At 41.1% G+C, this 24624-nt stretch carries 24 protein-coding genes; 11 read left to right on the top strand and 13 right to left on the bottom strand.

What is annotated here, in order from left to right; genetic code table 11:
- Position 1: 1 nt before the first annotated feature.
- The 3 genes from QM928_RS02765 to QM928_RS02755 form a co-directional block, all read right to left on the bottom strand.
- Positions 2–760 (bottom strand): ABC transporter ATP-binding protein, encoded by a 759-nt coding sequence (locus QM928_RS02765; protein WP_006152604.1) that lies wholly within the window; start codon positions 758–760, stop codon positions 2–4.
- A gap of 328 nt (positions 761–1088) precedes the next feature.
- Positions 1089–2063, bottom strand: a complete 975-nt coding sequence (locus QM928_RS02760) for a sensor histidine kinase (RefSeq protein WP_414294396.1) — start codon at positions 2061–2063, stop codon at positions 1089–1091.
- On the bottom strand, positions 2056–2733 hold the full coding sequence (locus QM928_RS02755; protein WP_414294397.1) for a response regulator transcription factor: 678 nt from the start codon (positions 2731–2733) through the stop codon (positions 2056–2058). Before QM928_RS02755 ends, QM928_RS02760 begins: the two co-directional genes overlap by 8 nt.
- Before the next feature lie 95 nt (positions 2734–2828).
- Between QM928_RS02755 and QM928_RS02750 the strand changes: the two genes are divergently transcribed.
- Positions 2829–3905 (top strand): DUF2974 domain-containing protein, encoded by a 1077-nt coding sequence (locus QM928_RS02750; protein WP_414294398.1) that lies wholly within the window; start codon positions 2829–2831, stop codon positions 3903–3905.
- 105 nt (positions 3906–4010) lie between these two features.
- Positions 4011–4640, top strand: coding sequence for an MBL fold metallo-hydrolase (locus QM928_RS02745; protein WP_060955487.1), 630 nt, complete (start codon positions 4011–4013; stop codon positions 4638–4640).
- Between the two features lie 104 nt (positions 4641–4744).
- On the opposite strand, the gene QM928_RS02740 is transcribed toward QM928_RS02745, so the two are convergent.
- Both QM928_RS02740 and QM928_RS02735 read right to left on the bottom strand, forming a co-directional pair.
- A complete protein-coding gene (locus tag QM928_RS02740; protein ID WP_414294399.1) occupies positions 4745–5509 on the bottom strand; it encodes a hypothetical protein in 765 nt (254 codons plus the stop codon).
- An 87-nt stretch (positions 5510–5596) separates the two neighbouring features.
- Positions 5597–7489 (bottom strand): M13 family metallopeptidase, encoded by a 1893-nt coding sequence (locus QM928_RS02735; RefSeq protein ID WP_414294400.1) that lies wholly within the window; start codon positions 7487–7489, stop codon positions 5597–5599.
- Between the two features lie 178 nt (positions 7490–7667).
- On the opposite strand from QM928_RS02735, the gene QM928_RS02730 reads away from it, so the two are divergent.
- From QM928_RS02730 to QM928_RS02695, 8 genes are all read left to right on the top strand, one after another.
- Positions 7668–8390, top strand: coding sequence for a metal ABC transporter ATP-binding protein (locus QM928_RS02730; protein WP_414294401.1), 723 nt, complete (start codon positions 7668–7670; stop codon positions 8388–8390).
- A complete protein-coding gene (locus QM928_RS02725) occupies positions 8387–9235 on the top strand; it encodes a metal ABC transporter permease (RefSeq protein ID WP_006148893.1) in 849 nt (282 codons plus the stop codon). The genes QM928_RS02730 and QM928_RS02725 overlap by 4 nt, the downstream gene beginning before the upstream one ends.
- Before the next feature lie 31 nt (positions 9236–9266).
- The gene (gene psaA, locus QM928_RS02720; RefSeq protein WP_000733076.1) at positions 9267–10196 is read left to right on the top strand and encodes a metal ABC transporter substrate-binding lipoprotein/adhesin PsaA; all 930 of its coding nucleotides are present in this window, start codon (positions 9267–9269) and stop codon (positions 10194–10196) included.
- A 228-nt stretch (positions 10197–10424) separates the two neighbouring features.
- Positions 10425–10919: a thiol peroxidase gene (gene tpx / locus QM928_RS02715; RefSeq protein WP_414294402.1), complete on the top strand. Its 495-nt coding sequence runs from the start codon at positions 10425–10427 to the stop codon at positions 10917–10919.
- A gap of 89 nt (positions 10920–11008) precedes the next feature.
- The gene (locus tag QM928_RS02710; RefSeq protein WP_414294403.1) at positions 11009–11659 is read left to right on the top strand and encodes a metal-dependent transcriptional regulator; all 651 of its coding nucleotides are present in this window, start codon (positions 11009–11011) and stop codon (positions 11657–11659) included.
- Positions 11660–11777: 118 nt separating this feature from the next.
- A complete protein-coding gene (locus QM928_RS02705) occupies positions 11778–12488 on the top strand; it encodes a nicotinamide mononucleotide transporter (protein ID WP_414294404.1) in 711 nt (236 codons plus the stop codon).
- 128 nt (positions 12489–12616) lie between these two features.
- A complete protein-coding gene (locus tag QM928_RS02700) occupies positions 12617–13030 on the top strand; it encodes a hypothetical protein (protein WP_414294405.1) in 414 nt (137 codons plus the stop codon).
- A gap of 18 nt (positions 13031–13048) precedes the next feature.
- Positions 13049–13462, top strand: a complete 414-nt coding sequence (locus QM928_RS02695; RefSeq protein ID WP_414294406.1) for a hypothetical protein — start codon at positions 13049–13051, stop codon at positions 13460–13462.
- Between the two features lie 38 nt (positions 13463–13500).
- On the opposite strand, the gene dtd is transcribed toward QM928_RS02695, so the two are convergent.
- On the bottom strand, positions 13501–13944 hold the full coding sequence (gene dtd, locus QM928_RS02690; protein ID WP_414294407.1) for a D-aminoacyl-tRNA deacylase: 444 nt from the start codon (positions 13942–13944) through the stop codon (positions 13501–13503).
- Between the two features lie 30 nt (positions 13945–13974).
- Positions 13975–16191, bottom strand: a complete 2217-nt coding sequence (locus QM928_RS02685; RefSeq protein ID WP_001123766.1) for a RelA/SpoT family protein — start codon at positions 16189–16191, stop codon at positions 13975–13977.
- A 293-nt stretch (positions 16192–16484) separates the two neighbouring features.
- Between QM928_RS02685 and QM928_RS02680 the strand changes: the two genes are divergently transcribed.
- Positions 16485–18863, top strand: coding sequence for a bifunctional 2',3'-cyclic-nucleotide 2'-phosphodiesterase/3'-nucleotidase (locus QM928_RS02680; RefSeq protein WP_414294408.1), 2379 nt, complete (start codon positions 16485–16487; stop codon positions 18861–18863).
- Between the two features lie 100 nt (positions 18864–18963).
- On the opposite strand, the gene QM928_RS02675 is transcribed toward QM928_RS02680, so the two are convergent.
- The 6 genes from QM928_RS02675 to QM928_RS02650 form a co-directional block, all read right to left on the bottom strand.
- The gene (locus QM928_RS02675; RefSeq protein WP_153223809.1) at positions 18964–20094 is read right to left on the bottom strand and encodes an ABC transporter ATP-binding protein; all 1131 of its coding nucleotides are present in this window, start codon (positions 20092–20094) and stop codon (positions 18964–18966) included.
- A gap of 112 nt (positions 20095–20206) precedes the next feature.
- Positions 20207–21076 (bottom strand): helix-turn-helix domain-containing protein, encoded by an 870-nt coding sequence (locus QM928_RS02670; protein WP_153223810.1) that lies wholly within the window; start codon positions 21074–21076, stop codon positions 20207–20209.
- A gap of 3 nt (positions 21077–21079) precedes the next feature.
- Positions 21080–21466, bottom strand: a complete 387-nt coding sequence (locus QM928_RS02665) for a Mini-ribonuclease 3 (RefSeq protein ID WP_261021812.1) — start codon at positions 21464–21466, stop codon at positions 21080–21082.
- Positions 21459–22802: a cysteine--tRNA ligase gene (cysS, locus tag QM928_RS02660; RefSeq protein WP_414294409.1), complete on the bottom strand. Its 1344-nt coding sequence runs from the start codon at positions 22800–22802 to the stop codon at positions 21459–21461. The genes QM928_RS02665 and cysS overlap by 8 nt, the downstream gene beginning before the upstream one ends.
- Before the next feature lie 17 nt (positions 22803–22819).
- Positions 22820–23341, bottom strand: coding sequence for a dihydrofolate reductase family protein (locus QM928_RS02655; protein WP_414294410.1), 522 nt, complete (start codon positions 23339–23341; stop codon positions 22820–22822).
- Between the two features lie 414 nt (positions 23342–23755).
- Entirely contained in the window at positions 23756–24622 is an 867-nt protein-coding gene (locus tag QM928_RS02650; protein WP_261021809.1) for a GNAT family N-acetyltransferase, read from the bottom strand.
- Positions 24623–24624: the final 2 nt, after the last annotated feature.

Below are 24624 nucleotides of genomic sequence, written 5' to 3'. Positions count from 1 at the left end.
ACTAGTTCACCTCACTTGCCATAACAGTCAAGGTATCAGAGATTTCTTGGAACATCTGACGATCCGTCTTTTCACCACGGTAGATTTGATTATAGAGAATACCGTCCTTGATGAAAAGAACACGTTTTGCACGGCTGGCCGCAGCTGTTGAGTGGGTCACCATGAGAATAGTTTGCCCTTGCTCGTTGATCTGATCAAAGATATCAAGGAGGGCTGCAGATGATTTAGAGTCTAGGGCACCTGTTGGCTCGTCCGCAAGAAGAATTTCTGGTTCTGTGATGATAGCCCGTGCAACTGCAACCCGTTGTTTTTGCCCTCCAGAGATTTCATAAGGGTACTTCTCCTGCAATTGATTGATGCCAAGATTTTCGGCCGTCACGACCAATTTTTTCATCATTTCTGTAATAGGCTTTCTAGACAATACCAAAGGGAGTAAGATATTGTCTTTAACAGAAAGCGTATCTAACAAATTGAAGTCTTGGAAGACAAAGCCTAACTTTTCACGACGGAAGCTTGATGCTTCAGAATTTTTAATGGTAGCTGTGTCAGTTCCATTTAGGAAGACCTGGCCACGCGTTGGCTTGTCAAGCATAGCAAGAATATTGAGTAGGGTCGATTTACCAGATCCAGACTCACCCATGATAGCGACGTAGTCGCCTTTTTCAACGGTAAAGTGAATATCTTTCAGGGCTTCTACTTGGTTGCCTTGAAAGCGAGTTTTATAAATCTTTTGAACGTGTTTTACATCTAGTAGTGTCATTTTAACTTCTCCTTTTTAATATCCCATTAATTGAAACTGAGCTTGCATCATTTCGATGCCGATTTGAACTCGCTCGATCTCTTTTGGACTTGGTTTACTTGTATGTTTCTTTTGTAAAATATTTTTCATGGTTTTGCTCCTTTATCTTTATGCTATAAGTTTACTCCAAATAAAGAGGACTTGCCATAACATAACCTTACAAAAGAGGTCTGTAATCTTACATTTTTGTAAGATTACAATTTTTTATCTGATTGAAGTCTGCTTTCTTACCATAACAAGGTCTAAAGAAGAGCCTGAAAGGATTCTTCCAAGCTCTTCACAATTCTTTTCATTCGATCAGTAGGTTTACTTCTGAAAACTTAATGCGCACAGTCGTCCCTTGACCAAGTTCAGATTCGATACGGATTTGATGTCCTAATTCTTGGCTGATTTTCTGGGTTAGATAGAGCCCAAGTCCAGATGATTGTTGGGTCATACGACCATTGTATCCTGAAAATCCGCGTTCAAATACTCGTAATCGATCACTGTTTTTGATTCCAATCCCAGTGTCTTTGATACAAAGTTCCTGACCGTCCATGTAGATTTCAACCCCACCTGTATTTGTGTACTTGAGGCTATTTGATAGGATTTGTTCAATGACCACTAACAACCATTTCTTATCCGTAACAATACTTCTATCCAAGTCATGCAGATTGACGCTAAGACCTTTCTGAATAAAGAAAAGGGCATATTTGCGAACGACTTCCTTGACCAAATCTTCTACATTTTCTTTCTTCAAAACCAAATCATCATGGAAGCTTTCTAAGCGTAGATATTGGAGAACGAGGTTGGTATAGGAATCAATCTTAAAAATTTCCTGCTCCATCTGTTGCTTCAGTTGGCGATCTTCCACCTCACTCACTAGGAGTTTACTGGCTGCAATCGGTGTCTTTATCTGATGGACCCAGAGAGTATAGTAGTCCACCAAATCATTGTAGCGGTTTTCAGCATCTGATTTCTTTTGATAGAGTTCCTCTTCACGTTTTTCTAATTTTTCGGTTAGAAGGACTTCCATTGGTGACCTGGCTTTTCTTTCGCCATAGAGCAATTCCTTACGATAACGTTGAAATTCTACCCAAAAATCCCATATCAAGAAAATAAAAGTAAAAACGGATGATAGAAGGAAAAAATAGTTAAAGTAAGGACCTTGATTAGCAAATAAGACCTCAAAAAGAAAAAGGAGACCCGTCAATAACAGAATAAAAGCGAAAAAACGGCTACGGGAACGGATATAAGCTAGAAAAAAACTTTTGAAATCAAGCATGTTTCAACCCGTACCCTATCCCTTTCTTGGTTTCGATAAAACCAATCAAATCTTCTTCCTCCAGTTTCTTGCGCAAACGAGCGACATTAACGGACAAGGTATTATCATCGATAAAGAAGTCACTGTTCCAGAGTTCTCGCATCAAATCATCACGCGCCACGATATTGCCTGCATGCTCAAATAAGACACGTAAAATCTGAAATTCATTCTTTGTTAAACTGATAGCTTTTCCATTGACATGCACATCCATAGACTTGGTATTGAGGATAACTCCTGCATATTCTAGGAGACTTTCATCCCGTCCAAACTCATAAGAGCGGCGCAATAAGCCCTGTACCTTCGCTAAAAGGACCTGCTGGTCAAAAGGCTTGGTCACAAAATCATCCGCTCCCATATTAATAGCCATCACGATGTCCATAGCCTGGTCTCGTGAGGATAAAAACATAATGGGAACTTTAGAAATCTTGCGAATTTCCTGACACCAATGATAACCATTAAAAAGAGGCAATCCAATATCCATCAGGACCAGATGAGGCTCAGATTGAACAAATAGTGTCAGAACTTCCATAAAGTCTTCTACCATAACTACTTCAAAACCCCATTCGGAGAGCATTTTCCCAACTTGCTGACGGATTACTGGATCATCTTCTACTAGTAAAATCTTATGCATCTGCTCCTCCTTTTTTTATATTATAGCAAAATTCTTCTGACTACTAGCGAAATTGATGTAAATCTGATATGATAAAAGTTAAGAAAGGAATTCCCATGGCCAATATTTTTGACTATCTAACTGATGTTCAATACGATTCTTTTTATGATCTTCCCTTAAATGAACTGGATATACTTGCTCTGACAGAGCTGACCTATCTTTCTTTTGATAACCTATTGAACCAGCCTGTCAATCGTTTAAGCGATGTCGCAACACGTGTTCCTCGTGAGACTAACATGTTGACCAATAAAGAACGTCTCCAGCTCCTGGATCAGTTATCCCAGCACAAACGTTTTAAAAATAGTAAACTCTCTAACTTTGTAAACGAGATTGATATGGAGCAACAGAAACAATTCGCTGCCATGACCTATCGTCTGAACCTAGATACTTATCTCATTGTCTTTCGTGGCACAGACGACAGTATTATTGGCTGGAAGGAAGATTTCCATATGACCTACATGAAGGAAATACCTGCCCAAAAACATGCTCTTGAATACTTGGAAGAATTCTTTACCCAACATCCAAAACAAAAAGTGATTGTAGCTGGACATTCTAAAGGTGGGAATCTGGCTGTCTATGCTGCCAGTCAAATCCAGCCTGAATTGCAAGAAAAAGTCTCCGCAGTTTATACCTATGACGCACCTGGTTTGCAGGCTCATCTGACTGAGACCACTGGTTATCAAGATGTTATTCCAAAAATTCACCGTTTCGTCCCACAAGGTTCTGTCATTGGCATGATGCTGGAAGTTCCTGATACTCCTATCGTCGTCAAATCTACGGCTCTCGGGGGTATTGCTCAACATAGCACCTTTAGCTGGCAAACTGAAGGACACCACTTTGTCCAACTTGAGGCAATTAGTAGTGAGAGTCTCCAAATTAAAGACACTCTCAAAGAATGGGTGGATAGTGTTCCCGATGAGGAACTGGAGCTCTACTTCGATCTCTTTTTTGGAACCATCCTAGAATCTGGAATTAGCTCCATTAATGAACTGTCTTCTAAAAATGCTATTGACCATGTTCGACAACTTGTTTCTCAAGCCCAGACACTGGAGCCCGAGCAAGTTGAAATCTTAAAAAATCTGACACAACTCCTGCTGGATGCTCGCTTCCAAGCTTGGAAGAATCATTTTTAATAACTTGAAAGTCCCTTCCTTTATGGAGGGACTTTCTTGTTGATTCCTTATTTTATTCTTCTGTGTTATACTAGTAGGAGTAAATGCTTTGAAAGAGGAAATCCTATGAAAATCCACAAAACTGTGAACCCTGTTGCCTATGAAAATACTTATTATCTTGAAGGAGACCAACACCTGATTGTTGTTGATCCGGGTAACCATTGGGAGGCTATTCGCAAGACTATCGAGACCATCAATAAACCAGTCTGCGCTATCCTCTTGACCCATACCCACTACGACCATATTATGAGTCTAGACTTGGTCAGAGATACTTTCGGAAATCCTCCCGTATATGTGGCAGAAAGCGAAGCTGCTTGGCTCTTTACTCCTGTCGACAATCTTTCTGGCCTTCCTCGACACGACGATATGGCGGATGTCATCTGCAAACCGGCTGAACACACCTTTGTCTTTCATGAAGAATACCAGATTGAGGAGTTCCGCTTCACTGTATTACCAACTCCAGGCCACTCTATCGGAGGAGTTTCATTTGTTTTTCCAGATGGGCACTTGGTCTTAACGGGTGATGCCCTTTTCCGAGAAACCATTGGTCGAACAGATTTGCCAACTGGTAGTATGGAACAACTCCTTCATAGTATCCAAACCCAGCTCTTTACTCTCCCAAACTACGATGTCTATCCAGGGCACGGACCTGCTACTACCATCGCTCACGAAAAAACCTTTAATCCATTTTTCTAAAACATAAAAACCAAGGACAATCATCCTTGGTTTTTGTGTAGCTTCAATTTCTACATCACTACTTGCTCAGAAGAATCAACATTGACTAGAAAAATAATTCAAAACTAATTAGCTGGATTCAATTCTTTCCAGTCAATGTTAGACAAATCAAGCTTTTCAGAAGAGATATCTAAAACTTGCTCTGCTTTCTCATTGCCACCAATTTGAAGAGTCGCTTCTTTAACCTTCTCTACTCCATTTTTATCGAACGAATATAGAGAAAGGTTCATTTCTGGACGAGTTGACTGCCAGTCTGCATAAGAGACTTGACCATTTTCATAAATAACAAACCCTGAGCGAAAACCTCCCGCAGAAGCTACATAAGCTGTGTGAAGTAAGTTAGGCTTTTGGTTTTCCAAATAATAAATGGCTGAAACAAATTTTTCATCGCCAATAAGTAACTCATCTTGCCCATCCTTATTCAAATCAAGAAGGGCATATTTAAAGTCTGGTGCATTTTGATAATCCATTCGAGAGAAAATCAGGCTATATTCTTCTGAAGCAATCTTGTGTTGTTTATTTTCCTGGTATAAATCTTCTCTATTACCTTGTTTTAAAAGGTCTGTAAAGTGATTATAACGTTCAATCACTTCTTTATATACATCTTGTCCAGTTTCCTTCTTATTTTCAACAGTCGATTGTGACGCCTTGGTTGAAGAGTCACTTGTATTTTCAGTCTTTGCTTCTGTTGATGTACTAGACTTATCGTCTTTGGAAACAGATGATAGTGCAGATGAAGGTTCTGTATTGCTCCTATTTTTATTGAGACCACAAGATGCCAAAACTGAAATTGAAAGAATAGCTGAAAGCACTATTAAGTATTTCTTCATGTTAACCTCGATAGGATTTTATTTTCAGATGGATAAACTTCAAACATAAGTCATTAACGCCAAGTTATACTTGGTTGAGAAATCATTTTACCAAATAATCACACGGTCTTCTGGTGAGCGCCACATTCCGTCGCCTTCTTTGACATCATAAGTTGTAAAGAAGTCATCAAAGTTTGGCACTTGGACATTGACACGGAGTTTAGCTGGTGCGTGCACGTCGACACTTGCCATGAGTTTCATCAACTCTGGGCGGCCTTTCATACGCCAGATACGCGCAAAGTTATGGAAGAATTCTTCGGCTGAGAAGTCAGGTTCTCTCTTGGCAGCTTCAAGGGCAGCAGCAATTCCTCCTAGGTCGGCAACGTTTTCTGATACGGTTAATTTACCGTTAATGGTTGCACCGTAAGATTCTTGACCATCAAATTGATCGATAACCTTCTGCGTTTTCTCTTTGAAAGCTGCATAGTCGTTCTCTGTCCACCAGTCCTTGAGACTACCATTTTCATCAAAGGAAGCTCCGTTGGTATCAAAGGCATGAGAGATTTCATGGGCGATAACCGCTCCGATCCCACCATAGTTGGCAGAAGATGACTGATGCAAGTCATAGAATGGTGCCTGTAAAATAGCAGCAGGGAAGACAATCAAGTTCTTTTGTGGATTGTAGTAGGCATTGACCATATGAGCAGGCATTCCCCACTCCTTGTAGTCAACTGGCTGATTCCACTTGCTCCAACTGTGCTTGATTTCCACACGCGCAAAGGCTAGGGCATTCTCAAAGAGGCTAGCAGATTCATCCACTACCTTATCTTTATAGCGGACTGGCAATTCTTCTGGATAACCGATATAAGGCTTGATGACATTGAGTTTGACGATGGCTTTTTCTCGAGTTTCAGGAGTCAGCCAGTCATTTTTAGCTAAACGTTCCTTATAAACGTCAATCATGGTCGCCACTTTTTTCTCTACGTCTGCCTTGGCTTCTGGAGAGAATTTTTCGTGGGCATACCAAAGGCCAAGAGCTTGTTTAAAAGGTCCTTGAGCTAAATGGTAAGCTGCCTTACGTTTGTCTTGAGCCTCTGGAACTCCTGAAAGAGCTCGTCCGTAGGCACCTGACAAGATACGAATCTCATCTGTTAGATAGCTAGTTGAAAGATTAACTATACTCAAGATCAAGCTTGCCTTGAGCAAAGGCCAAGCTTCTTCACTATAGAATTGCTCTGCTGCTTGCCAGAAACGTTCTTCATCTACAACAACCTTGTCTGGAGTTTGTCCAATCACTGCTTGGAAGAAGTCATCTAAAGGTAGGGCAGGCGCAAACTTTTTGAAATCTTCATAAGAATAAGGATGGTAAAGTTTGGCATATTCTGAACTTTCTTCGTTTGAAAGTACGACAGCTGCGATACGGCGGTCCAATTCCAATCGTTTCTCTAGCAAATCTTCGATTTCTTCATCTGAGAAGTTATAGGCTTTGAGGAGATTAGAAGTACTTTCTTTCCAAAGGTTCAATAATTCCTCACGCTGAGGATGGTCTTCCGCATAGTAGGTTGTATCAGGCAAAATAGTTCCTGGAGCACTAGCCCAAAGAACATTGGTTCTAGCATCCATAAAGTCTGGTGATACTCCAAATGGAAGGAAGTTTGGTTTACCAGCTAATTCAAATGCAGCTAGTTTACTTGCGAAATCCGCAAAACTTTCCAAATCTTGATATTCCTTCAGTAAAGGGAGGACTGGCTCGATTCCATCAGCTTCTCGCTTATCGAAATCTCTGACCATAGCATGGTACTTGACAAAGTTTTCTAGGATAGGATCTTCTGGAAGATCTTCTCCTGCCAACCACTTGTCAGTCGTCGTTAGCATCAACTCTTCGATTTCTTCGTCAAGGTCGATAAAACCACCTGTTCTCGATTTATCGGCTGGAATAACAGCAGTCTTTTCCCACTCACCATTTATTGCATCATAAAAATCATCTTGATAACGTGTCATCTTGTTCTCGCTTTCATTTTTCACTTATTCTTAGCTTAGCAAAAATCCCTGGGGAATGCAATTAAAAATGCCGTCTTCTTCTGATTGTTTTCTAGTTAATATTTTAAATATTTACAAAAATTAACTTGACTTAATTTTTATTTTAAGGTATATTAAAAGATAGGAGGAATATAACTGTATGATACGTATCGAAAACCTCAGTGTCTCCTACAAAGAAACGTTGGCACTAAAGGATATTTCACTAGTGCTCCAAGGACCAACGATTACCGGAATTATTGGCCCAAACGGCGCTGGGAAATCAACATTATTAAAAGGTATGCTGGGAATTATCCCACATCAAGGTCAGGCATTTCTCGATGACAAGGAAGTTAAAAAATCTTTACATCGAATCGCCTATGTCGAACAAAAAATCAATATCGACTACAACTTTCCCATCAAGGTCAAGGAATGCGTCTCGTTAGGACTATTTCCCTCTATTCCTCTCTTTCGAAGTTTAAATGCTAAACATTGGAAGAAAGTGCAAGAGGCCCTTGAAATCGTCGGCCTAGCTGACTACGCTGAACGGCAAATCAGTCAACTGTCTGGAGGTCAATTCCAGCGGGTCTTGATTGCCAGATGTTTGGTGCAGGAAGCCGACTATATCCTCTTGGATGAGCCCTTTGTTGGGATTGACTCTGTCAGTGAGGAAATCATCATGAATACGCTGAGAGATCTGAAAAAAGCTGGGAAGACGGTTCTGATCGTCCACCACGACCTCAGCAAGGTTCCCAACTACTTCGATCAAGTCTTGCTTGTCAATCGAGAAGTGATTGCTTTTGGTCCGACCAAAGAAACCTTTACCCAAGCCAATCTCAAAGAAGCTTACGGTAATCGACTCTTTTTCAATGGAGGTGACCTATGATTGCAGAATTTATCGATGGATTACAAAAATTCCATTTCTTACAAAATGCCTTGATAACAGCTATTGTTATCGGGGTCGTAGCTGGAGCTGTAGGATGTTTCATCATTCTACGTGGGATGTCACTCATGGGAGATGCCATTTCACATGCTGTCTTACCAGGTGTAGCCCTCTCCTTCATCTTGGGCATTGACTTCTTTATCGGAGCCATTGTCTTTGGACTGCTAGCTGCTATCATCATTACCTACATCAAGGGAAACTCGATTGTCAAAAGCGATACCGCCATCGGCATTACCTTTTCTTCTTTCTTAGCCCTCGGTATCATCTTGATTAGTGTCGCTAAAAGTTCAACTGACCTTTTCCATATCCTTTTTGGTAATATCCTAGCCGTCCAAGATACGGATATGTTTATTACCATGGGGGTAGGGGCAGCCATTCTCTTGTTAATCTGGATTTTCTTCAAGCAACTCTTGATAACTTCCTTTGATGAACTCTTGGCTAAAGCCATGGGAATGCCTGTCAATTTCTATCACTACCTTCTCATGGTACTCCTAACTCTTGTGTCTGTGACAGCCATGCAAAGTGTCGGAACTATCCTGATTGTAGCCATGCTGATTACCCCAGCGGCAACTGCTTATCTGTATGCTAATAGCCTGAAAAGTATGATTTTCCTTTCCTCAACCTTTGGAGCGACTGCTTCAGTTTTGGGACTCTTTATCGGTTATAGCTTTAACGTTGCGGCAGGTTCTAGTATCGTGCTTACAGCTGCTAGTTTCTTTCTCATTAGCTTCTTTATCGCTCCAAAACAACGATATTTGAAACTGAAAAATAAACATTTGTTAAAATAAGGGGCAGAACCCCACTAAATTGGAGGATTTAATGAAAAAATTAGGTACATTACTCGTTCTCTTTCTTTCCGTCATTGCTCTTGTAGCATGTGCTAGCGGAAAAAAAGATGCAGCTTCTGGTCAAAAACTAAAAGTTGTTGCTACAAACTCAATCATCGCTGATATCACTAAAAATATTGCTGGTGACAAGATTGATCTTCACAGTATCGTTCCTGTTGGTCAAGACCCACACGAATACGAACCACTACCTGAAGACGTCAAGAAAACTTCTCAAGCTGATTTGATTTTCTATAACGGTATCAACCTTGAAACAGGTGGCAATGCTTGGTTTACAAAATTGGTAGAAAATGCCAAGAAAACTGAAAACAAAGACTACTTTGCAGTCAGCGAAGGCGTTGATGTTATCTACCTTGAAGGCCAAAACGAAAAAGGAAAAGAAGACCCACACGCTTGGCTCAACCTTGAAAATGGGATGATCTTTGCTAAAAACATCGCAAAACAATTGAGCGCTAAAGACCCTAGCAACAAGGAATTCTACGAAAAAAATCTCAAAGAATATACTGATAAGCTAGACAAACTTGACAAGGAAGCTAAGGAGAAATTTAACAACATCCCTGCTGAGAAAAAACTCATCGTAACCAGCGAAGGATGCTTCAAATACTTCTCTAAAGCCTATGGTGTCCCAAGTGCCTATATCTGGGAAATCAATACTGAAGAAGAAGGAACTCCTGACCAAATCAAGACCTTGGTTGAAAAACTTCGCCAAACAAAAACTCCTTCCCTCTTTGTAGAATCAAGTGTGGATGACCGTCCAATGAAGACTGTTTCACAAGACACAAACATCCCAATCTACGCACAAATCTTTACTGACTCTATCGCAGAACAAGGTAAAGAAGGCGACAGCTACTACAACATGATGAAATACAACCTTGATAAGATTGCTGAAGGATTGGCAAAATAATACTCTTCGAAAATCAAATTCAAACCACGTCAGCGTCGCCTTGCCGTACTCAAGTACAGCCTGTGGCTAGCTTCCTAGTTTGCTCTTTGATTTTCATTGAGTATAAGCCTCTGAAAAACGTCATTCTCACATGAGCTGGCGTTTTTTCTATGCACACATTTCCGGTCAAATCATTGGAAAACTCTGAACACTTAATGTAGAATGAAAGAAAAAAGATTGGAGTAGCTTATGACTACATTCCTTGGAAACCCTGTTACTTTTACGGGAAAACAACTACAAGTAGGAGACAAAGCACTTGATTTCTCTCTCACAACGACTGACCTCTCTAAAAAAACACTAGCTGATTTTGAAGGCAATAAAAAGATTTTGAGCGTCATCCCTTCTATCGATACAGGCATCTGCTCACTTCAGACTCGTCGCTTTAACCAAGAATTGGCGAGCTTAGACAACACTGTTGTCTTAACGGTGTCTATGGACCTGCCTTTTGCCCAAAAACGTTGGTGTGGTGCTGAAGGAATTGAAAATGCCATCATGCTCTCAGACTACTTCGACCACTCCTTTGGACGCGATTATGCCCTCTTAATCAATGAATGGCATCTGCTTGCTCGAGCCGTATTTGTTCTCGATGCTGACAATATTATCCGTTATGTTGAGTATGTGGACAATATCAACAGCGAACCAAACTTTGAAGCAGCCATTGAAGCAGCAAAGTCGCTTGACTAAAAGAAAGCCCACTTGTAACAAGACAGAAAGCTAGAGAAATCTAGCTTTTTTTGGTATACTAGATGGAGATAATAAACAAGGAAATGCGAATGACACCAAATAAAGAAGATTACTTAAAATGTATTTATGAGATTGGCATGGAAGTTCCTAAGATTACCAACAAGGAAATCGCTGCTCGGATGCAGGTATCACCTCCTGCGGTAACTGAGATGATCAAGCGCATGCAATCCGAAAACCTTATATTAAAAAATAAAGAAAATGGCTATATACTAACGGACATTGGTTTAAATCTGGTCTCTGAGCTTTATCGCAAGCATCGACTGATAGAGGTCTTTCTAGTTCACCATCTAGACTATACCAGCAATCAGATTCACGATGAGGCTGAGGTATTAGAGCATACAGTTTCAGACCTTTTTGTGGAGAGACTGGAGAGTATGTTAGGCTTTCCAAAGACCTGTCCCCATGGAGGAACCATTCCTGCCAAGGGAGAGCTTTTAGTTGAGATCAATAACCTTCCTCTCTCTGATATCAAAGAAGCAGGCACCTATCTACTGACTCGGGTCCATGATAGCTTTGAACTTCTCCAATATTTGGAAAAACACAGTATCCATATTGGAGACAAACTCCAAGTCAAGCAGTTTGATGGTTTCTCTAATACCTTCACTCTGATTCACAAGAATGAAGAACTCCAAGTCAGCCTAGAAATTGCCAAGCAGCTCTATGTTGAAAAACTGAACTAATTTCTCAAGTCCCCTACCAACCCTGAAAGCTTGATTTTCAGGGTTTTATTTCTAGCATTTGATGTTACTCTCATTTTGTTGTAGAATGTTTGTAAAAAAAAGAAAGATATTTTAACCTATGAAAAAATCACTAAAAATTTTTGCGACATCCAAATGGTTTGACCTCTTTGGGGTTGCTTTAGTCGTTGGGATTGCGATTGCATCTGGTTACCTCAACTCCCGTCTCGATAAATTCGTAGACTGGGGCCCATGGACTGCCCTTGTACCCTTTGGATTGATTTCCGTAACCAATGTCGGGATTTCCATGTTATCCACTCGTTTCACGGGAAAATTAAGCAAATGGGGAAATTACTTTGGTATTGTCAATACGATTTTGTCTGGTACCATTGATTATATCCTTGGAAATAAGGCGGCCATCATTACCTATCCCGTCACCTTCCTCATTTATACCTTTGCTATTAAGAAATGGGAAGCTTCGCAAGAAGGCAGACCCAACCAAATGAGCCAAAAACAGATAAAATTAGCTGCCATCATCATTTCAATCATCGCCTTCCTCTTTGCATTTATGACCAACTATATCGGCTATGGAGGAAAGATGAATCTCCTTGCCTACGTAACAACTATTGCCTTTACACTCTCCCTCATTGCCAATGCTTTGAATGCATTGAAACTGACAACTCAGTGGGGATTTTGGTTGATTTACAATTTCGTTCAGCTGACAAAGGCTGGCATTCAAGGAAACTTTGCCAATATCGGAAAATACATCTTTTATATCCTCAATGCAATCGGAGCTTTATTTGTCTGGAATGATGAAGAAGTGGAAAAATAGAAGGAAACTCAAATAAAGAAAGCAAGCCGACTTAATAAAATCTCCTTACTAAAATTTTTTATCATTTTACTTGTAACTCCCATTCTTTTGGAGTAGAATGAAGCTAGATAAAAGAGGGAGGTCATCTTATGAAAAATCTCTTTAGAATCCATTTTACAGCCATCGTAGTCAGCGATTTGCTACTGTTGGTAACTTTCAGACCCCGATACGAACTTTCTTTGGAGAGAGGCCTGATTTTTTGCTTCATTTTCATCCTTGCTCAAGGACTACTGCTATTTCGCTTGGTCAATCGACTCAAAAAACATTTCTCTGAGATTTATCCTCAGATGAACAAAAAAATTCGCCTTTACTACTTAGAGATTCTCTCCGCTGACCTACTATTATTTATCTTTTTAGCCATCACTGGTCCTCAACATTTTTACTCTCTTACTCCAGTCTTTACTTCCTGTCATTCTACTTTTTATTATATAACGGCTAGCCACCTAAGAGAAAACTATCCAGACTTTTATGACAAACATATCTCTTTGTGGGAGTGTCTCTAAGGAAAAAAAGGTTTTATCATGAAAAAAATCATCTACATCAAAACCATTCAACTCCTCATCATCGATGGAATCATGCTGGCATTTTTGACATTTAAAGAGGGGCTCACTTGGGATTGGATTTTGATTTATATCGGTTGGCTCATCTTCTTTCACCCTGTGCTGTTTACCTATCTTTCCAACCAACTTTGTGACCACTTTAGTCAACTCTATTCCCAGATTAGACCGAGATTCTGGCGTTTTGCCTTACAAATCCTCCTATGGGATAACCTGATAATTCTCTCCTTGCTGTTTTTAAGTGGTATCCCACTTTTCCTTCAGGGAAGTCTCCTCATCCTAGGATATCTCATCCCTTCCTATCGCACCTGCCAAAGCCTGAAAAGAGACTTCCCCCAAGCCTATCAAGAACCCATTTCATTTTGGAATATTTTGTGATAGATAAGAAAAACCAAGCTGACTGGGCTTGGTTTTTCCTATCTATTTTTAGTATCAAGGATGATGGTTACTGGGCCATCATTGACCAGTTCCACCTGCATATCTGCTCCAAAGACTCCTGTCTCAACAGGAACTTCCTTGGCTAGTTCTTGGTTAAATTCTTGATAGAAAGCTTCCGCCATATCCGGTTTAGCAGCGCCTGTAAAGGCTGGACGATTTCCCTTTTTGGTATCTGCAAACAGAGTAAACTGAGAGATGGAGAGGATTTCGCCTTGGATATCCTTAACAGATAGGTTCATCTTGCCTTCAGCATCTGAGAAAATTCGCATATTGACAAGTTTTCTCACTGCATACTCCAAATCTTCCTGCTGATCCTCAGGTCCAACACCTACTAAGAGTAAGAGCCCCTGCTGGATTTTCCCATATACTTGTCCCTCAATAGAAACTTGTGCTTTCTTGACACGCTGAACGATAATTCTCATAGCAATCCTTTCTGATGATATCAAGCCAACTTAACCATTGGTACGTTTAACCGAGTAGACTTCTGGTACACTTTTAATCTTATCAACTACGGTAGTCAGCATTGAAAGGTTTGAAATTCCAAAGGAAACATGAATATTGGCAAATTTCATATCCTTGGTTGGTTGAGCATTAACTGTTGAGATATTCTTAGTTGTATTTGATAGGACTTGCAAGATATCATTCAATAGACCAGAACGGTTGAGACCGTAGATATCGATGTGAGCCATATACTCCTTACTTGAGAATTGGTCTTCCCATTCAACATCGAGTAGACGTTGTTCGTAGTTTTCCTGTGAACGAAGGTTCATACAGTCTACACGGTGGATGGCAACTCCGCGTCCTTTGGTAATATAGCCGACGATATCATCACCTGGAACAGGGTTACAACATTTGGCAATCCGGATCAAGAGCCCAGAAGCACCTTGAATGACTACTCCACCCTCATGCTTAACCTTAAGCGTGTCCTTGTTCTCCACCTTGACTTCGCCACCCTTGACCAATTCTTCAGCTTCTGCCTTAGCTTTGGCCCGCTCTTCTTCACGACGTTCTTTCTCTGTCAAACGGTTAAAGACAGTGATGGCTCCGATTTCTCCAAAACCAATCGCCGCAAATAGCGCTTCTTCTGTCTTGTAGCTGGTTTTTTGAAGGACTTCATCCATGTGGCGTTTGTCCATAAATTTATTGGCCACATAGCCGTTTTCTTGGAGCTGACTAATCAGCAATTCACGGCCTTTATTGATGGACAATTCTTTGTCTTGGTTCTTAAAGAACTGACGAATTTTGTTACGAGCCTTGCTGGTCTTGACCATATTGAGCCAGTCACGGCTTGGTCCAAATGAATTTGGATTGGTGATGATTTCAACCTGGTCACCTGTTTTTAACTTGGTCGTCAACGGAACCATACGGCCATTAACCTTGGCACCAGTCGCTTTTTCCCCAATCTTTGTATGAATTTCATAAGCAAAGTCAATCGGACCTGAATCTTTTGGAAGTGAACGAACCGCCCCATCTGGAGTAAAGACATAAATCTCCTCAGCCAGATAGTTTTCTTTGACAGTATCCACAAATTCCTTGGCATCATCCGCCTGGTCTTGGAGTTCCATCATCTCCTTGATCCAGTTCATTCCAATAGCAGATTCCTTGCTATTAACCTGACCCTTGATTCCTTTTTTGTAAGCCCAGTGAGCCGCAACCCCGTACTCAGCAACCTCATGCATCTCCTTAGTACGAATCTGAAACTCAATCGGCCCTTTTGGTCCATAAACAGTCGTATGGATAGACTGGTAACCATTGGCCTTACGATTGGCGATATAATCCTTGAAACGGCCTGGCATTGGTTTCCATAGCTCATGAACGTAACCCAACATCGCATAGACATCACTCTGAGTGTCTAAAATACAACGAATGGCTATCAGGTCATAGATCTCTTCAAAGCGTTTTTTCTTGTCCTGCATCTTGCGGTAGATAGAGTAGATATGCTTTGGACGACCATAGATTTTTCCTGTAAGGTGGCGCTCAGAAGAATATTCCTCAAGTTTTGTCACAACTTCATCGACCAAGGCTTCGCGTTCTTGACGTTTTTCCTTCATCATGTGACTAATCTTGTAAAATTCAGTTGGATTGAGATAGCGGAAAGAGAGATCTTCCAGTTCCCACTTCACACTTGAAATCCCCAAACGGTGAGCAAGTGGCGCATAAATTTCCATGGTTTCTCTGGAAATACGCTCCTGCTTGTCCTTACGAAGGTGCTTGAGGGTGCGCATATTGTGCAGACGGTCAGAAAGTTTGACCAAGATAACACGGATATCTTCTGACATAGCCATGAGCATCTTGCGGTGATTTTCAGCCAGCTGCTCCTCGATAGACTTATACTCAACCTTACCAAGCTTGGTAACACCATCTACAATCACTCGAACATCATGGCCAAATTCACGCTCTAAGTCATCTAAAGTAGCATCTGTGTCTTCTACCACGTCATGCAAAAAACCACAGGCAACAGTGACAGCATCTAGCTTGAGTTTAGCCAAGATTCCTGCTACCTGAATAGGGTGGATAATATAAGGCTCGCCTGATTTACGATATTGGCCACTATGGCATTCTACAGCGTAAACCAAGGCCTTGTGTACAAAAGCCACATCTTCTTTCGATAAATATTTTTGCGTTAAAGCGACGACTTCATCGCCTGAATAAATTACTTCTTTCGGCATGCATACTCTCCAATTCTTCCTACCATTTTAACACTTTTTTGAGGATATGAAAACTAGTAAAGCCCATTCTAGATTAGAATCACTTACTGATTATTCTAGAAAGAAAAAAAGTGCAATTTTCAGATAAATGTTCACATTTTCCCGCATTTTTGTTATGTATGACCAATAAAAGTTCCATTTTCAAATTTTCCATGCTTCTTTGTTTGAAATCTATAAAATAATATTCGTAACTAACTTGATACCTAGCTTGTGATTTTGTATAATTAAGTGAAACTATTTTTTAGGAGAATGTTATGACATCATTTCGCAAACCAGCCGCCCTTTTAGGGCTTACTGCCGCTGTCTTTGCAGTATCTACTGCACAGGCTGATGAGACCAGCACAAATTTAGATGCTAGTATCAAACCTAGTTCAGCAACAAGTCCAGCTGAAAAACCAGTCACTAGTAAAGCAAGTGACACACTAGCTGATTCTGAAAAAGAAGGGACTATGGAAAAAGGGACTACAGAAGTTGCCCTAGCACCAACTGCTGAAGCTAAAGCTTCAAACGAAGGAAGTCGCGCAGAAGATAAAGCCAACCAACCTGTCGAAGGGCAAGAAGTTGATGTCCGTATCCTTGCGACTACCGACCTGCATACAAATCTAGTCAACTATGACTACTATCAAGATAAACCTGTTGAAAATGTCGGTCTTGCAAAAACAGCAATCCTCATCGAAGAAGCCAAAAAGGAAAATAGCAATACTATCCTCGTTGACAATGGGGATACCATCCAAGGAACACCTCTTGGAACCTACAAGGCTATCGTCAATCCAGTTAAAGAAGGCGAACAACACCCTATGTATACAGCACTTCAAAAGCTTGGTTTTGAAGTTGGGACACTCGGAAATCACGAGTTTAACTATGGATTAGACTATCTTAAACGTGTCATCGAAACCGCTGGTATGCCTATTGTCAATGCCAATGTTGTCGATCCTAAAACAGGTGCTTACATCTACGATCCTTACAAAATTATCACCAAAACTTTTGTAGATAAAACTGGTCACAAAACGACTGTCAAAATTGGGGTTACAGGAATTGTCCCTCCTCAAATTCTTAGCTGGGATAAAGCTAACCTTGAAGGTAAGGTTTTGGTTAATGATTCAGTAGAAGCTATCAAAAATATTATTCCTGAAATGCGTAAAGCAGGTGCAGATATCACTCTCGTTCTATCTCACTCAGGTATTGGAGATGACAAGTACGAAAAAGGTGAGGAAAACGAGGGCTACCAAATTGCTAGCCTACCTGGTGTTGATGCCGTAGTCACAGGTCACTCACATGCCGAGTTTCCTAGTGGAAACGGAACAGGTTTTTATGAAAAATATCCTGGTGTTGATGGTATCAACGGTAAAATCAATGGCACTCCTGTCACCATGGCTGGAAAATACGGTGATCATCTAGGTATTATTGACCTCAATCTTGTATATAAAAATGGAAAATGGTCAGTTGTCAACAGCAAAGGATCTATCCGTAAAATTTATACAAAATCCAAGGAAGCCGACGAACGCATCAAAGAAATTGCTAAAGAAGCTCATGAAGGTACTGTCAAATATGTCCGCCAGCAAGTCGGAACAACAAGCGCCCCTATTACTAGCTACTTTGCCCTTGTAAAAGATGATCCATCAGTCCAAATCGTCAACAACGCTCAAATTTGGTATGCTAAGAGAGAACTAGCAGGAACTCCTGAAGGTAGCCTCCCAATCCTTTCTGCTGCTCCATTTAAAGCTGGTACCCGTGGTGATGCAACTGCCTACACAGACATCCCAGCAGGTCCAATTGCGATCAAAAACGTAGCAGATCTCTACCTCTACGACAATGTTACAGCTATTCTCAAAATTACTGGAGCCCAATTAAAAGAATGGTTGGAAATGTCTGCAGGCCAGTTCAACACTATTGATCCAAGTAAAAAAGAAGATCAACAACTCATCAACTCAAGCTATCGTACCTATAACTTTGATGTCATCGATGGTGTAACTTACGAGTATGATGTAACACAACCTAACAAATATGACCGAGAAGGCAAGTTACTTCATCCAGATGCTAGTCGTGTTCGCAACCTTAAATATCAAGGAAAAGATGTGCGAGCAGATCAAGAATTCATCGTTGTAACCAACAACTATCGCGCAAATGGTCAATTCCCTGGTGTTCGTGATGCTAGCCTCAACCGTCTACTTGGACTTGAAAATCGTCAAGTAATCATTAACTATATCCTTGAAGAAAAAAATATCAATCCAAGTGCAGATAAAAACTGGCGCTTCACTGATAGCATTAAAGGATTGGATATCCGTTTCTTGACAGCTGATAAGGCTAAAAATTTGCTAGGCACAGATGGCGATGTTCAATATCTCACAAGTTCAGAGCAAGAAGGTTTTGGTGAATACCGACTTCTCTATGTAGAGACAAAAGTAGATCCTACAACACCAGACCAACAAGATTCTGGCAATCAGAACCTTAATGGACGAAATGAGACTATTACTCTTTCAAATGGTGGTCAAACTATCACACTACCAACAACTACTAAAACAACAACTACTAGTTTGCCAAATACCGGAGAAGAAACATCCATCCTTACACTACTAGGAATCGCCCTAGCAGGATTCGGACTTTCTCTTAAAAGCAAGAAAAAACAAGGCTAATTAAGTCAAAAGAAGTAAGATGATGTTCATCCTACTTCTTTTATTATGGTTACAAGAAAGGCACTGCAAATTCAACAGTGCCTATTTTTATTTCTATATCTTAATAAACTGTTCTTTCAGTTTCTACGTCGAAGAAGTGGGCTTTGTTCAAGTCAAATCCAAGTTCAACTGTTGCGCCTGTTTGCAAGTAGTCACGAGCATCAACTTTAGCAACGAATTCATCTTTACCAACTTGGCAGTAAAGGTGAGATTCTGAACCAAGCAATTCTGATACAGAGATAGTCGCTTTTACAACTGAATCTGGGAATGTTTCAAGGAATGCTTCCTCTGCATTCACGTCTTCTGGACGAATACCGAAAATCAATTCTTTACCTTCATAGCCTTTTTCACGAAGAACTTTCAAAGCACCTTCTGGCACTTTCAAACGGAAACCGTCAGAAACAATTTCGCTACCAACTAATTTCACATTAATGAAGTTCATAGCTGGGCTTCCGATGAATCCTGCAACGAATTTGTTAACTGGGTTTTTGTAAACTTCTTGAGGAGAACCGATTTGTTCTACACGTCCGATAGTACCTGTACCAGCAGGGTTCTTAGTTGCTGACATGATAACGATACGGTCTGCAAGTGTCATCGCTTCTGTTTGGTCGTGAGTTACATAGATAGTTGTAGCTCCGATACGACGGTGGATTTTAGCAATTTCAGCACGCATTGATACACGAAGTTTAGCATCCAAGTTTGACAAAGGTTCGTCCATCAAGAATACTTTTGCATCACGGACGATGGCACGACCCATGGCAACACGTTGACGTTGACCACCTGAAAGGTCAGCTGGTTTACGATCCAAGAACTCTTTCAAACCAAGAATAGCAGCTGCTTCTTGAACACGTTTGTCGATGTCTTCCTTGCTGTATTTACGCAATTTCAAACCGAAAGCCATGTTGTCATATACAGTCATGTGTGGGTAAAGAGCGTAGTTTTGGAATACCATGGCAATGTCACGGTCTTTTGGAGCCACGTCGTTGACAACCACGCCATCGATAGATGCAGTACCTTCTGTAATATCTTCAAGACCAGCAATCATACGAAGAGTTGTTGATTTACCACATCCTGAAGGACCTACGAAAACGATAAATTCTTTGTCTTTGATGTCCAAGTTGAAGTCTTCAACTGAGTAGTGTTCGCTGTTTGGATATTTTTTGTAAATGTTTTTAAGATTCAATTCTACCATGAGGTGAACTCCTTTTGTTTTTTGATAGTTTTATTATATATGAAAACGCTTTACATTTCTATGGCAAGGTGACCAAAAAAACAAAAAAGTTCTGTGCAACTTGCACAAAACTTTAGAGAATATCTGGTAAAATCAATTGATAACACAGAGTAAGGTCTGTCAATTCCTTCAATTGAAGCCCTGTCAATTCTTCCCATTTATCAATCTTATACTGGAGAGAATTGCGATGCAGATAGAGTTGCTGGGCTGTTTTTGTTAGGACAGCACTATTTTCCCAAAGAGAGAGAATGATTTCCTGAATCTGGTCCTGATCCAAGATCATCTGGTGCAAGCATTCCTTGATTGCCTTCAAGTTCACGAGCCTTTCTCCCATACTCCACAGATAGAGCTGAGAAAAAGTATGAACACCTTGGTGAGCCTGACGCCACCATGTCTTAAACAAATCCCGCTCCGCTTTAATCAAGTCTGATAGGGCTTGATGCCCCGTCTGAGACCAAACCTGACCTAACATGATAGACAGACGCAATCCAAAGTCATACTCCACCGCTTCAATCGTATCACTTAAAATAGCTCGTACAGAAGTGTATTTGTCTTGTTGAAGCACGAAAACATAATCCTGAGCTCCGACTTGAAGCACCGCCTGACAGTTAGGAAAAAGAGTCTGCATCATATCTAGCCAAGAAGCTAGATTTTCCTGCTGAAAATAGGAAAGATGGCAATAAACCAACTGAATCTTTTTAAAAGCTTGTGGTGCTTGTCCCTTGCCCTCAATCAGAAAAGAATACCAAGGATTGAGCGAACGAGCCTGCTCCTGCTGGGTCAAAAGGGAAATCAACTGCTTCTCACGCTCGCTGAGCCCAGCTTCCTCCAGCAAAATCCACTGCTGAGAAGCTAAAGGGAGCGTGAGATAGCCCTCTTTCTCTACTGGTTGGTCTGAAATCTGAGCCTCAGGAAACCAGTCTTGTAGTTCTTTTGCCATCATGTCCTAGCCCTCCACTTTTTGGATGCACCAAGAAATTAAGCTCTCAAGACGTTCCAGATTTTCAGTCATATGGAGATAACCCACGACTGCTTCAAAACCTGTGGACATGCGGTAAGTCACCACATCAGCATTTTTAGCCTTTGTGTGGCTATTGGTATTGCGGCCACGTTTGTAGATTTCTTCTTCTTTTTCCGTCAGGACTCGCTCCTCCAACATAAGGGAAATCAGGCGAGCCTGAGCTTTGGCTGACACATACTTGGTCGCTTCTTGGTGGAGTTTGTTGGGTTTGGTCATACCTTTGAGGATGAGGTGGCGGCGAATATACATAGAATACACCGCATCCCCTTCAAAGGCTAGTGCAATCCCGTTAATGAGATTGACATCAATCACGTGTCCACCTCACTCCATCCTTGGTGTCAAGGAGTTTAATCCCTTGAGCAGCCAATTGGTCACGGATCTGGTCCGCTGTCGCAAAGTCACGATTAGCACGCGCTTCTTGGCGTTTTTGGATCAGGTCTTCAATCTCTGCATCCAAAACCTCCTCAACAAAGACAATTCCAAAGACTTCTAACATATCCGCAAGAGCTTGCTTGACACTTGCATCATAGTTACCCGAGTTGATCCATTTGGCCATTTCAAAGACTACTGTGATACCATTGGCAGAATTGAAATCCTCATCCATAGCTGCTACAAACTTATCTTTAAATGCTTGTAATTCTTGAGCATCTACATTTCCTGTAAATGGTTGCTCGTAAGTGTTCTTCAGATACTTGAGATTGGTCTCGGCATCCCGCACTGCTTTTTCCGTAAAATTGATTGGCTTGCGGTAATGTTGAGTCGCAAAGAAGAAACGAAGCACTTGACCATCAAGGGTTTTAAGGGCATCATGTACCGTGATAAAGTTGCCAAGGGACTTAGACATCTTGACATTATCAATGTTGACAAAACCATTGTGCATCCAGTAATTGGCAAAGGTCTTACCTGTTTTGGCTTCTGACTGAGCAATTTCATTGGTGTGGTGTGGAAACTCTAGGTCGGCTCCACCACCGTGGATATCAATGGTATCGCCCAAAATCTCTGTCGACATGACTGAACACTCGATATGCCAGCCTGGACGACCAGGTCCCCAAGGACTATCCCAAGAAATCTCGCCTGGCTTGGCAGTTTTCCAGAGGGCAAAGTCTACAGGATTTTCCTTACGAGCCGTTTCTTCATCGGTACGACCTGAAGCACCTAGCTCCAAATCTTCCAAGGTTTTATTTGCTAATTTAGCATAGTTGTGGGATTTTTCAACACGGAAGTAGACATCCCCTTGACTCTCGTAGGCAAAGCCTTTTTCAATCAAGTCTTCCACGAAACGGATAATATCCTCCATAAACTCCACTACACGAGGATGGCGAGTTGCAGGCTTCACGCCTAAGGCCGTCACATCTTCACGAAAAGCAGCGATGTACTTGTCCGCAACCTCCTGAGGTGTGATCCCTTCTTCCTTGGCACGGTTGATAATCTTATCATCCACATCTGTAAAATTGGAAATATAGGCAACCTCATACCCACGGTACTCAAAATAACGACGAATCGTATCAAAAGCTACCGTCGAACGGGCATTCCCCACATGGATATAGTTATACACCGTTGGCCCACAAACATACATCTTGACTTTGCTGTCCTCAATCGGGACAAATTCTCGCAAATCACGAGACATGGTGTCGTAAATTTTAATCATGCGATCCACTCCTTTCTCTATTTCTGACTTTTTCGGCTGAAAACCAGCTCTGCAAAAGGGCCAAATTGTCTGAAGCTATCCAGTTGGTAAAAGCGCTGCCCTTCCTCTTGGGTAAAGAGGGGAACCCCCTTTCCCAGGATAAGGGGCGCTATCTGAATAATGAGGTGGTCGAAAAGATCCGCATCCAAGAGCGGTCCTACCAAGGAATTACCACCAATCACAAAGACATTTTTGCCTTTGTCAATCTGGTGAACAAAGTCCACCACATCCCCAGCTACTGGCTGGTAATTGCTGACAGGCAGGTGCCTATCATGCGTAAAGACAAAGTTTTCCGTAACTTGATAAAAACTTTCTACATCTTGCAAATCTTGGATTGCCTCAAAGGTCCGCTTGCCCATGATGGTGATATCCATTTGCCTGTAAAAGTCATCATAGCCTGTATCCTCTACAGAACCAAGTTGATGCAGCCAGTCTATCCTGTGCTGGCTGTCTGCCAAGTAGCCATCCATGGTGATACAGCCGTAAAAATACACTGCCATTCTTGTAGTTTCCTTTCTAGTTCTGCTTCGCCTTCACTTAGCGGGATAGACCCAAATGATTAGAACTAAGCTAATCAAAGTATTCAGCAAAATCCTTGCTGGACAAGAAAAATAAGACAGACAACAGCAATTCCAATCTGCAGCAGAACGGTTCATTCTTAAACATCCAAGAGCCTCTCCTGTCTACTTCGGTAGGCAGAGAGCAGGACCAGAAGACCGAAAATCAGATTTCCTGCACGAAACAAACTAAAAACAAGACTTCCTGCCAAATAGAGCGCAAAATACTTATTGTCCTTGAAAAACTCTTTCATTAAAAGTTCCTCAGTTATCGTCCAAAAGCAGTATAGCTGAGCCTGTCCTTCCAATAATTTATAATTTTGAAGAATAGTAACTCGCTTCATTTCCTTCCTATTTCTACACTGTTGGTTTCACATAAACCACTTGAGTCTGTTTGACAAAGCCAATTTTTTCATACAAGCACTTGGCACCTACATTGCTATCTTCCACTGCAATCTGAAATTCCTTGTCATTTTGCTCAATTAGTTGGTTGACAAGGAATTTTGCTAAGTAGCTTCCATAGCCTTTTCCACGTTCAGGTTCCGATATTGCTAACCCGTAGAAGTAATTCGTATCGCTCGATAAATCAACCGTGCAAGTTCCAATAACCTGACCATTTTTTAACAAAATATATAGGCGACTTTCTGGATCCTTCAGAGCTTCAGCGACATATCTGTCCACAACTTCTCTAGATTCATGTTCCTCTGAAAATGCCTGAAATTTTAACTGACTGATTTGCTCCTGATACGAACTATCTGCTAACAAAACTTCAAGATTGGAAATCTTTGCTAACGGATAAGGTCTTCTATCCTTACCTAACCAAGTTTCTGTATCCTCGTCCTCGACCAATCCCCAGTTGCTGACAAAATCAGGATGGCGGTCTAGAAAAACACGCTCTGTCTGAAAAGTAACTGACCGAATGGGGAAAGAAGCTGTTTCTCTCTCAAAACTCGTAAACAATGCACGCGCAATTCCCTGACGGCGATGACCTGGATGAACCAGTATCGTCACTTCTACATCTTGGTCATCTGCATAGACAGTTAATAAACCAACAAGTTCGCCTTTTTCATAATAAAGGAAAAAGGCGGGCATGTTTGGGTCAAAATTAAGCATGTTAGAAAGATAGGGATCACGATAGGTACCGTCATAGTTTTGGCAACAGTTAATTAGTTTTTTCGCCTCAGATAACTCCTCTTGGCTTAACTTGTTTCTTGCTTGAATCATAT

The sequence above is a fragment of the Streptococcus infantis genome (assembly GCF_047460405.1).
Lineage (GTDB): Bacteria > Bacillota > Bacilli > Lactobacillales > Streptococcaceae > Streptococcus > Streptococcus infantis_Q.
Note: the sequence above shows the minus strand (reverse complement) of the source record. Positions and strands in the feature narration are given on the sequence as shown.

Excerpts from the sequence above, each read along its gene's own strand:
- QM928_RS02760 (WP_414294396.1), bottom strand. The coding sequence starts at position 2,063 with ATGCTTGATTTCAAAAGTTTTTTTCTAGCTTATATCCGTTCCCGTAGC.
- QM928_RS02745 (WP_060955487.1), top strand. The coding sequence starts at position 4,011 with ATGAAAATCCACAAAACTGTGAACCCTGTTGCCTATGAAAATACTTAT.
- QM928_RS02710 (WP_414294403.1), top strand. The coding sequence starts at position 11,009 with ATGACACCAAATAAAGAAGATTACTTAAAATGTATTTATGAGATTGGC.
- tpx (WP_414294402.1), top strand. The coding sequence starts at position 10,425 with ATGACTACATTCCTTGGAAACCCTGTTACTTTTACGGGAAAACAACTA.
- QM928_RS02650 (WP_261021809.1), bottom strand. The coding sequence starts at position 24,622 with ATGATTCAAGCAAGAAACAAGTTAAGCCAAGAGGAGTTATCTGAGGCG.
- QM928_RS02655 (WP_414294410.1), bottom strand. The coding sequence starts at position 23,341 with ATGGCAGTGTATTTTTACGGCTGTATCACCATGGATGGCTACTTGGCA.
- QM928_RS02735 (WP_414294400.1), bottom strand. The coding sequence starts at position 7,489 with ATGACACGTTATCAAGATGATTTTTATGATGCAATAAATGGTGAGTGG.
- QM928_RS02670 (WP_153223810.1), bottom strand. The coding sequence starts at position 21,076 with ATGATGGCAAAAGAACTACAAGACTGGTTTCCTGAGGCTCAGATTTCA.
- QM928_RS02700 (WP_414294405.1), top strand. The coding sequence starts at position 12,617 with ATGAAAAATCTCTTTAGAATCCATTTTACAGCCATCGTAGTCAGCGAT.
- psaA (WP_000733076.1), top strand. The coding sequence starts at position 9,267 with ATGAAAAAATTAGGTACATTACTCGTTCTCTTTCTTTCCGTCATTGCT.
- QM928_RS02680 (WP_414294408.1), top strand. The coding sequence starts at position 16,485 with ATGACATCATTTCGCAAACCAGCCGCCCTTTTAGGGCTTACTGCCGCT.
- QM928_RS02740 (WP_414294399.1), bottom strand. The coding sequence starts at position 5,509 with ATGAAGAAATACTTAATAGTGCTTTCAGCTATTCTTTCAATTTCAGTT.
- QM928_RS02705 (WP_414294404.1), top strand. The coding sequence starts at position 11,778 with ATGAAAAAATCACTAAAAATTTTTGCGACATCCAAATGGTTTGACCTC.
- QM928_RS02695 (WP_414294406.1), top strand. The coding sequence starts at position 13,049 with ATGAAAAAAATCATCTACATCAAAACCATTCAACTCCTCATCATCGAT.
- QM928_RS02725 (WP_006148893.1), top strand. The coding sequence starts at position 8,387 with ATGATTGCAGAATTTATCGATGGATTACAAAAATTCCATTTCTTACAA.
- QM928_RS02730 (WP_414294401.1), top strand. The coding sequence starts at position 7,668 with ATGATACGTATCGAAAACCTCAGTGTCTCCTACAAAGAAACGTTGGCA.
- QM928_RS02685 (WP_001123766.1), bottom strand. The coding sequence starts at position 16,191 with ATGCCGAAAGAAGTAATTTATTCAGGCGATGAAGTCGTCGCTTTAACG.
- QM928_RS02765 (WP_006152604.1), bottom strand. The coding sequence starts at position 760 with ATGACACTACTAGATGTAAAACACGTTCAAAAGATTTATAAAACTCGC.
- QM928_RS02675 (WP_153223809.1), bottom strand. The coding sequence starts at position 20,094 with ATGGTAGAATTGAATCTTAAAAACATTTACAAAAAATATCCAAACAGC.
- dtd (WP_414294407.1), bottom strand. The coding sequence starts at position 13,944 with ATGAGAATTATCGTTCAGCGTGTCAAGAAAGCACAAGTTTCTATTGAG.
- QM928_RS02755 (WP_414294397.1), bottom strand. The coding sequence starts at position 2,733 with ATGCATAAGATTTTACTAGTAGAAGATGATCCAGTAATCCGTCAGCAA.
- cysS (WP_414294409.1), bottom strand. The coding sequence starts at position 22,802 with ATGATTAAAATTTACGACACCATGTCTCGTGATTTGCGAGAATTTGTC.
- QM928_RS02750 (WP_414294398.1), top strand. The coding sequence starts at position 2,829 with ATGGCCAATATTTTTGACTATCTAACTGATGTTCAATACGATTCTTTT.